Source organism: Desulfobulbaceae bacterium (genome assembly GCA_013792005.1).
Taxonomy (GTDB): domain Bacteria; phylum Desulfobacterota; class Desulfobulbia; order Desulfobulbales; family VMSU01; genus VMSU01.
In genome coordinates, this window is record VMSU01000245.1 from 1 (window position 1) to 9,717 (window position 9,717).

The window sequence follows — 9,717 nt, forward strand, 5'->3', positions numbered from 1 at the left end:
ACGCGCCAGGAATCCGGCAAGAAATGATCGAGTCATTATGGCCATTACGGCATCTTTATCCACTCCACTCTTTAAAAATTCCTCAAACAAACCTACACCGTGGGCTAAATCACGAATTGCATTGAATCCGAGTAGAGCCACTGCGTTAGATATGGTATTGCACTTTCGTCCCTGTGAATAGTAGGCGGAATTGGCGCATTGCAACACCCTGCTGGCAAGAGAATAATCTTTTAAAATCAACTTAGAAAGATCGGCATTAGTAGTACTGGCACTATGAGTTATCGCAATAAGTCCTTGGACATGTTGAGTGATTACTGGCAGTTCGCTCATATTAAGTCGAGCAAAGATATCAGACAGCGCTGTGGCAGAAAAAGCAGGGGGACGAGCGTTCATTTACGGTAATAGGAACCCATGATTGTGCGAATATTTGTCTTAATTAGCAAGTGGTAATCCAAAATTAATGAGAAATACAATTCCAAATCAAGTAGCATAAGTATAACCTACAGTATTAACGAATAAATTATAGCGTATTTTTTCCTTAATTGACTATTAAAATTATGCTAATCTCAAGAGAAGTCATTGCCAGAAATAAGATCATCGCTGTAAAAAACTGATGGGAGACTGGCAAGTTAGCATCCAAACTCCACCTGGTATTGACTGTGTTGTTGAGACCGTTATCAGATATAGAGAAATCCTGGGCAACAGTGATTAGCACCATTATTATTAACGAGGAAATTGACCATGGCAGACTGGACCATCAAGTTACACGATACCATTATTAAGACTTTTCCCATCAAGGAAGGCCAGACAATTACCATCGGCAGAGGAAATGAATGTGACATCTCCCTCGACAACACTGCTATCTCCAGACAACACATATCCATCTCCATGAACAGTGGCATTTATTTCGTGTCGGATATGGGCAGTACCAACGGCACGTTCGTTAATGGCAAAAAAATCAAGACGGATGAGCCTGTTTCTGAAAAAGACGTCATCGTCTTTGGAAAATTCACCTTAACTCCACTCGTTCATGGGGAAACTGCGTTGCGAGTCGCAGCCTCTGTTTCGGTTGGCGCCATGGATCTTGATGAAGAGACAGTCTTTGTCACTAACAAAAAACAGCCTCCATCTACTCAGCAATTCAAGTCTAAGTCTGTTGGACCCGGTCTCACCGTGATACGAGGAGAAGCATCGACCAAAAAATTACCACTGGGGGGGACAAGCAGCGTTAAGATCGGCAAAGACCCTTCTTGTGATATGGTGATCCCTGGCTGGTTTGTGGCAAAGGCCCAAGCATACATTATCAAGCGCGACACCGCTTTTATCTTGATCCCCCAACGATCATGGGCCGGGACCTATGTTAATGACATTAAGATAACCTCTGAATATACCCTTCGTTCTGGTGACATTATCACCATTAGAGGGACTACCCTTCGTTTTGAATAACACGTTATACGCATGCTAACCCACCTCCTTGATAGATTCAAACGCACCAAGTCGTCCAAGATGGATTCCCAAGTTCTCTCTCTGCCAGAAGAGAGACAATGGCAACCTGGTGACATTATACTTCAACGTTATAAGATCGAGCAGTTATTCAGTGGAGCCATGGGCAGAGTTTATATTGCTCAACACTTGGGATGGAACATTCCTGTGGCTATCAAGGTTCCCAAGCCCGAGGTTCTTGCCGATCAGGAAGGAGCAAAACGAATTTTTACCGAAGCAGAAAGTTGGGTGCGGATGGGAATGCACCCCAATGTTGCCACTTGCTTCTATATTCAATCAATCAATGCGATACCGCACCTTTTTATCGAATATGTCGATGGCGGTGATTTAAGCACCTGGATCAAGACCGGTCGGTGTCGGGATCTCCGCACAGCGTTGTCCATGGCTATTCAATTCTGTCACGGTATGGAGTTCACTCATTCAAAAGGTATCATCCACCGAGACATCAAGCCCCAGAATATCCTGGTCACCAAGAACGCGCTGGTCAAAATCACCGATTTTGGAATCGTTCAAAGCATCACCGCTCCAGATCCTTCAACGATTGCCCCTATGCCGGATACGCAAGGCACAGAAGAAGGAACCATCGGATTTCGGGGCACACCAGGCTACGCCTCTCCAGAACAATTTCGTGATACCCATAACGTTGATCGCCGCACCGATATATTTTCCTTCGGTATTTGCCTTTGGCTCATCTTCTGTAGTCGGAAGCCATATGCGAACAATCAAGTTCCCGAACCCTTGGACCCTTCTCCTCCTCCGGGAGGTAATGCGTTTCCACCGACGTTGCCCCACCTACTTAAAAAGTCCGTGGCATTTGATCCGAAAAACCGTTACCAAGATTTTTCAGAACTCCGCAGTGACCTCAATCGAGCCTATATCGAACTCTATCGGGTAGATTGCCCGTACATGGAGATTGATTTCACTGATCTGGAAGCGGAAAATTACAATAACCGGGCGGTCTCCTTCCTGGAGCTGGGGAAGAGCAAAGAGGCTGAATCCTGCCTTGCCCATGCCCTGGAAATTAATGATGCGCTTCCCGAGGCTATATTCAATAATATTCTGCTCCGCTGGCAAAGTAATCGGGCTACACCTTCCTATCTCTTACGTCAACTTGAGGCTATCAGTCAGCGCCTGCCTAAAATTGCCCTTCTAGAGACACTGGCCATTGCCCTTAAAGAAGCTATCTCTTCCTCGACTCCAACAAGTGTCGCGTCCTCGCAATTACCATCCGTATCTTTTCCGGAATACAGGTTATGTTTTCCTAAGAACTCAGTCGATGCCTTCCGTACCGGCCAACTCCACCTAGCCACTCAACGCAATGTCAGCGATTTACTAGCTAAGGGTCACTACGCGGATTGCCATGAGATACTTACTCGCGGCTGGGGGAATATTGGCTATCGCAAGGACAGAGTTTTTCTTCCTGCCTATGAACAACTCCTCGTACAAGGCAGAAAAAAGGGCATAAAAGGTGTGACCAGGTTAAAGACACTCCCTCCTACTGGTTCTCATGTTGACAGCCCGATCCTTATCCCTGGAACAAACCGTATCTTTTACCTCTCTCCATCAGGTAAAATCATGCTCCGCACCCTGGCTGAGAATCACAAACCCAAGGGACTTGAGGCCTATCGTGATGTCACTACCATTACTTATAGCGCCACTCGCGGACTTCTCGCTTTTGCAAACCCCACCGGAATCCACCTATTATCGATAAAATCTGGAAAAATTTCGCAGACGATTTCAATAACAGACAAGGTTACTGCCTTATCCTTCACTCCTGATGGAACCGCCCTCAGTTTCGGACAGGACAGCGGCAACATTGTTATCATGGATTTGGCAACCGGCAAAACGACATCACTTCTCACTAACAAAAAAGTGCCGGTCAGATCCCTTGTTCATTTCGATAAACACCCAGACTGCATCTCTGGTCATGACGACGGAACTATCTGCTTATGGGACAAAGGGACACGTGAATGCCTTCGTCAACTCACAGCCCATGCCATGCCGGTAACCATCCTATCACCAACTGTCGACGGAAGTCTCTTCCTCTCAGGGGCACGGGATCGAAATGTTAAAATCTGGAACAGAAAAAACGGGAGACAGCTTAGTTCATTAGTCCCCCATGAAGATACCGTCAACGCCGCCATATTATTGCAAGACAACGCACATTTTCTCAGCGCCGGTGATGATGACTTGATCAAAATATGGGAGATAGAATCCGGGCGTTGCCTTCACACCCTGGAAGGTGGCGGGGACGGTATCCGTAGTCTGTTTATGGGGGCTAAACCCCACATTTTTTTAGCCGGGCGCAACGATGGCGCAATAATAGTCTGGATGGTAATCTATGACCTGGAATTTCCTTAAACACCTTTTCTGTCCCTGTAGATGCCCTGTAGCCCTGTTTGGCCGCACCGATACCGGAAAAACACGTCCAAACAACGAAGACAGCTTTTCCATCCTGCCTCACAATAACCTGATGATGGTTGCTGATGGAATGGGTGGACATAATGCCGGTGAAATTGCCAGTCGCACAGCAATCAAATCCATGATTCAGGTATTGGTCCCTGATGCCCTGAACCAAGCCTCAAACAACCAGAATGAAATTCGCCATCTCCTTATTCATGGCTTATGCAAAGTAAACGAGCAGGTCATTGACAAAGCACGTGAAGATCAAGCCTACTCCGGAATGGGTTGCACCTTCATTCTGGGTTATGTTAATAAGGGACTTTTCTATACCTGCCATGTCGGTGATGTTAGGGCATATCTTCTTACCAAAGATCTCCGTCAGCTTACCCAAGACCACACCTATGTCGCTGAAATCGCCAGAGGCGACCTGTCGAAAACTCAATCATCCGACAGCGCCAAAGTCACCAGGCATGTGGTGAGCCGAGCAGTTGGCTTTCCCTTCCCTGAAGACCCGGATTGCACAATTACCCCGGTAGCCAAGGGTGACCGCATCCTCCTCTGTTCAGACGGTCTCTGGTCCATGCTCCCTGACGCTCGCCTGGAATCTATCCTTCGGCAGGCATCAACGCCTGAGGAGGCTTGCGACACGCTCATAGCCGAAGCGAATAAGGCCGGGGGCAAGGATAATATCACCGCAGTGGTCGGCTTTGTCTGATCAAGCATTAAAAGATAGTTACGAAACCGATGCCTAAACTCTCTCCCCTTGATCTTGTCAAACGTACTCCGATGACCAATTGCCGACAATGCGGGTTCCCCACTTGTCTGGCCTTTGGCGCAGCTGTTGTGAAGACCGGGGTCAGCCCTGGCCAGTGTCCGTTTATTAATCTCTCAGGGATTGACATCACCACCGACATTTCCTTTATTAAAGATCAAAAAATTAAGGATCTTGATTTTATTGCCTCGCTGAAAGAGAAAATCAGACCGTTACATTTTGAGGAGATCGCGCCCCACCTTGGGGCCACATTCAGCGCTGACTGTAACGGAAAGCTTATCTTCCATTACCTGGGACAAGAGGTGAGCCTATCAAAGTCAACCTTGACCATTGATGGTCAAGAACCGGATGACCCCAGAGATCAGATTCTTCTCTACAATTATGTCGCAAGTGGCGGGAATCATCTCCCTGCTCACGACTGGGTAGGCATGGAAAGTCTGCCTAATTCAATATCCAAAATCAAGACATTAGCAACCTACTGTGAAGATCGACTGGCTCGGCTCTTCCACGATCAGTCAGCGCCACATATTATGGCAGGCATTACCGCTGTCGGTGGCACAGCGACCGACGGTGAGGGAGCAACGCTTGCCGCGATCATCTTAGTCCTGCCCATGATTCCACAGTTCGTCCTCTACTGGGAGGAATCTTTGGAAGATCATTTTCCGGCCCAGGTCAAGGTCCTCTTCGATCGCCACGTCCTCTCTTATCTCGATCTGGAATCACTGGTCTTTTCTTCAGAACGCTTGGCAGACCGAATGACTTCCCTTCTGAAATCTCAAGTTTTGATATGAAGTCGGCTACCGTTCCTTTAGCCGAACGAATGCGCCCTCAGACTCTTGCCGAATTTATCGGCCAGGAGCACCTGATCGGCAAAGACAAGATCCTCGGACGTCTTATTGAGAAACGCCAACTACCATCCCTGCTGCTATGGGGGCCTCCCGGTGTCGGCAAGACGACCCTCGCTCGCCTGCTGGCGAGCTTAAGCGGAGCAAATTTCGTCTTCTTCTCGGCGGTAATGTCCGGGGTCAAAGAGGTCCGTAAAATTGTCGAAGAGAGCCAGATTCTCCGAGATCGGGACGGGACGCAGACCCTTCTCTTTGTCGATGAAATTCATCGTTTCAATAAGGCCCAACAGGATGGATTCCTTCCCCATGTTGAAAGTGGTCTTTTAACCTTGATTGGCGCCACCACTGAAAATCCGTCTTTTCATGTCATTGCCCCACTCCTTTCCCGTTGTCGGGTCCTGATCCTTGAGCCGCTCTCAAACGACCATCTCGCCGCAATTATTCATCAAGCGCTGAGTAATCGAGAACGAGGCTTGGGAACTATCAACATCACGGTAGATGATACGGCGCTTACCCACCTGGTACGGATGGCGGATGGTGATGCCCGCATGGCCTTAAACAGCCTTGAGATCGCAACTTCTCTGGCAGAAAGCAATGAAACCGGTGGCTTGACCCTGACCCTGGCCACGGCGGAAGAGGCCTTTCAACGCCGTAGTCTTCGCTATGACAAGAGCGGAGAAGAACATTACAACCTGATTTCCGCCCTGCACAAGAGTCTTCGTGACAGTGATCCAGACGGATCCCTCTACTGGTTATGCCGAATGCTGGCATCCGGTGAGGAACCGCTCTATATTGCCCGCCGGCTAATCCGTTTCGCCTCCGAGGATATCGGCAATGCCGATCCCCAGGCATTAACAATTGCCATTAATGGTCGCGACTCGTATCAAACACTCGGAACGCCGGAAGGTGAACTGGCCTTGGCCCAGGTTGTAATCTATCTGGCCACCGCCCCCAAGAGCAACGCGGTATATGCCGCCTACAATCAAGTAATGCGGGACATCCGGGAAACCGGGAGTCTGCCGGTGCCGCTCCACATCCGTAACGCGCCAAGCAAACTGATGAAGGAGATCGGATACGGCAAAGGCTATCAATACGCTCACGATCAACCGGATGGTCTGGTTGCCCAGGACCACCTTCCCCCGGAATTAGCGGGACGGAGGTATTACCATCCCACCAATCGCGGCCATGAGGCGATCGTCAAAGATCGGCTAACGAAATGGAGAGAAATATTGCAGAAAAGGGAAAATAAATAGCATCGGAGTTGCCCACCCATGACAACTTGAACTCATCGCTACGATTTTTCAGATACTGGAATCTGTTTCTTCAAAGTGGAACGACAGCTCATTGAACAAGCGAAGACATATGTCGACGATTTCCTGGTCATAGCATTGCCCCTTGTGGATGATCAGTTCGTGCAGTGCAGCTTCAATCCCAAGTGATGGCCGGTACGGGCGTTGGGAGGACATGGCTTCGGCGACATCGGCCACGGCAATGATCTTAGCTTCCACAAGAATGTCCTTACCTCCGAGGCCATGGGGGTATGAGCACTGAGCTGATGGTTTTTTAGATCCAGTAGTTTTTATTAGGATGTCTTTTGCTGGTCCGCATGCCGTCTACCATTGTTGACAGTTCTATCACTATTCAGCTCATAAACGAAATAACCTGAAACGACAGCTTCCACATTTCACAACAACCCAAGTTCACGAAGCATGTTGCGCGCTGTCTCAAACAGAGCTTCCTTGCCCGCGATGCTCCTGGCTTCGACATAAAAGCGCACCTTTGGTTCCGTCCCTGATGGCCTGATCATTATCCAGGAGTCATCGTCTAAGATCAGCTTATGCCCATCAATGGTTATCACATTGACAATAGTTCGCTCCTCCTCGCCAACTTTGATCTTTACCCCTACCGCATAACGATCCAACCCCTTCAAGGTCGCCGTTAAGGCATCACCATGTTGGGTAACAGTAACACCATCCTTGTCAGGGGCATAGAAACCATACTGTGACTGCAACTCTTTAAGATAATCACCAAGAGACTTATTGAGGGTCAAGATCATATCCAAGGCTAAGAGTAAGCCGATATAGGCGTCTTTTTCCGGGGTATGGCCAATCACGGTAATGCCATCCGACTCTTCAAAACAGACGAGCGCTTCAGCGATGACGGGTTTGAACTCCTTGAAGCCGACCCTGGGCTCAAAGATATCTTCGTGCAGCGCTCTGGCGATGGCATTGGCAAAATTACTGGTTGCCACGGTCTTGGCCACCATGCCTGTTTTCCCCTTGACCTCATGTAAGAAATGATACGCCATGGCGCCAAATTGATTCATGCTGATCTCGGTGTGCTGATCGGTAAACCGAATCCGATCGGCATCCGGGTCCATAATGACTCCGAGATGCAATGGCTCGGGTCTCAAGGCGAGTTCCTGGCGAATCAAAGCCAGATTAGCCGTGGACGGTTCGGGGGCAATCCCCCCAAAGGTTGGGTCGTCATTGCATCGGAGAAATTGCAACCTGGGGGGTGAAATCTGATTGAACAACTCATGAACATGGACTCGTGAGGCGCCATGAACACAGTCGACCACTACCGCCACATCCTCTCTTTCCGCCAAACGATCCATAATAGCATCATAATCTACTCCATGAAGAGCTTTCCCCTTGCGGACCAAGGACATCCATGTCTTCAATGCATCGCATGAAAAACACAGTTCCGGCCTTGCCATGGCAGTGAGCGGTTGCGGATGAAGAATCAAGATGTTGGCCTGTTTGGTAATCCAATCTGTTACCACTTGGGCGGCAGGACCGGCATCGGCGGCGTTAAACTTAAAACCTCCATACTGGAGCGGATTGTGGCTTGGGGTGAGGTTAATGGAAAATGCGGCATGAATTTCACGTACCGCCGCAGACAACGTCCCAGTAGTTGACTCACCGGCATAGTGGACAACAAACCCCTGCCCGGTTAACACTTTCTTGATATGCTCTGCCAGGATCTCGTTACCAAACCTATTATCAAAACCCAAGACACATCCCTTTTTTCGAGCTTCTGCCAGAGAGCGAACTCCGAGGGCATCCTGCAGTTCCGGATCCTGATCAACACTCTCATACATGTTGACAATAGCCCGAGCTACTACATCGACGGACTTAATGAAGATATCCGTGCCGATTATCCCCCGCCAACCCGAGGTGCCAAAACTGATTGCCTGACGAGGCTGACCATCGTTATTGACAATCTGCTCCCGCACCTGCGCGTAGAAGGCATCTATCTGTCGCTGGACCCCCAAGGCCTCGTCACTATCAGCAACACATGCTTGACGCTGAATGACTAAAGTTTTAATTGCTGTAAAATAGTCTGTAGGCTCTGAAGAACCATTTTCTTGAGTACCCTTATTCAGTAAGGAATTATCAGAGTTTGTCATAAATCACCTCCCTAAATTGGCCAATGTATGGATGAGTTTGCGGGCAACGCATGATCTCTGGCCTTAACATGATTGTCATTACGTCATCAAAAGTTCCGTCTCATATCCGGCAACTTGATCTCGATCAATGATTCATTGACCAGTATCTGGTTAAGAATACTCGGATTGATTTGTTAACTCAAGAAAGTTGTATCTCCTAAATTGAGATACTGATTCTGCCAGGTGCTAGCATTTAAAACAATTGACATTCATGGTATTAACCTAATAATATTTATAGAATAAACAACATAAATTCATCCTAATGTTGGCGACAACACCTAATTAAACTTCTACACCAAAAAGCAGTCAGCTTGGCCCTAATCCACATATTGCATCCGGATCAATAATCCTCAATGGAGATCCCATGAGTAAGACAAAAGATGATCATAAATTATCCGATGACTACTATCCGTACAACCCAGCCGACAGCATGCATGGAGGTGCAAAAAAAATAGTTGATTTGGAATTAGAATCTATCAAAAACAGACGCCCAGAGGCAACGCCGCAGAACCTGACTGGCCTTGCTCTGTCAGGAGGAGGGATTCGGTCAGCAAGTTTTTCACTCGGCGTTATGCAGGCTTTGGCACGCAAGAATTGGCTCAATAGGTTTGACTATCTCTCCACCGTGTCTGGCGGAGGATATATCGGCTCTTCACTGACCTGGCTCTTGCGTGCCAAAGCCTGCATAACGCCGAGTGAAAAACTTGCTGACCGAATCCCTCCTCCTGACAGAGCAAGGCCAG

At 48.3% G+C, this 9,717-nt stretch carries 9 protein-coding genes; 6 read left to right on the top strand and 3 right to left on the bottom strand.

The features are described from left to right. On the bottom strand, positions 1 to 393 hold a 393-nt coding region (locus FP815_16000; protein MBA3016432.1), incomplete at its 3' end, for an HDOD domain-containing protein. A gap of 348 nt (positions 394 to 741) precedes the next feature. Here FP815_16000 and FP815_16005 point away from each other — a divergent pair. From FP815_16005 to FP815_16025, 5 genes are read left to right on the top strand one after another with little or no spacing between them, the layout of a single operon-like run. Further along, positions 742 to 1,446 carry an FHA domain-containing protein gene (locus FP815_16005; protein ID MBA3016433.1) on the top strand — a complete coding sequence of 235 codons (705 nt, stop codon included), beginning with the start codon at positions 742 to 744 and terminating at the stop codon, positions 1,444 to 1,446. A gap of 12 nt (positions 1,447 to 1,458) precedes the next feature. Next, complete coding sequence (locus FP815_16010) at positions 1,459 to 3,864, top strand: protein kinase (GenBank protein ID MBA3016434.1); 2,406 nt, start codon at positions 1,459 to 1,461, stop codon at positions 3,862 to 3,864. After that, a complete protein-coding gene (locus FP815_16015) occupies positions 3,845 to 4,621 on the top strand; it encodes a serine/threonine-protein phosphatase (protein MBA3016435.1) in 777 nt (258 codons plus the stop codon). Before FP815_16010 ends, FP815_16015 begins: the two co-directional genes overlap by 20 nt. 29 nt (positions 4,622 to 4,650) lie before the next feature. Beyond that, positions 4,651 to 5,469 (top strand): DUF3786 domain-containing protein, encoded by an 819-nt coding sequence (locus tag FP815_16020; protein MBA3016436.1) that lies wholly within the window; start codon positions 4,651 to 4,653, stop codon positions 5,467 to 5,469. Beyond that, positions 5,466 to 6,776 carry a replication-associated recombination protein A gene (locus FP815_16025; GenBank protein MBA3016437.1) on the top strand — a complete coding sequence of 437 codons (1,311 nt, stop codon included), beginning with the start codon at positions 5,466 to 5,468 and terminating at the stop codon, positions 6,774 to 6,776. Before FP815_16020 ends, FP815_16025 begins: the two co-directional genes overlap by 4 nt. A 48-nt stretch (positions 6,777 to 6,824) precedes the next feature. On the opposite strand, the gene FP815_16030 is transcribed toward FP815_16025, so the two are convergent. Together FP815_16030 and FP815_16035 are read right to left on the bottom strand one after the other, a co-directional pair. Next, positions 6,825 to 7,031: a hypothetical protein gene (locus FP815_16030; GenBank protein MBA3016438.1), complete on the bottom strand. Its 207-nt coding sequence runs from the start codon at positions 7,029 to 7,031 to the stop codon at positions 6,825 to 6,827. Positions 7,032 to 7,207: 176 nt separating this feature from the next. After that, on the bottom strand, positions 7,208 to 8,935 hold the full coding sequence (locus FP815_16035) for a phosphoglucomutase (protein ID MBA3016439.1): 1,728 nt from the start codon (positions 8,933 to 8,935) through the stop codon (positions 7,208 to 7,210). Between the two features lie 469 nt (positions 8,936 to 9,404). Here FP815_16035 and FP815_16040 point away from each other — a divergent pair. Further along, positions 9,405 to 9,717: hypothetical protein (locus FP815_16040; GenBank protein ID MBA3016440.1), on the top strand; the 313-nt coding region annotated here is incomplete at its 3' end.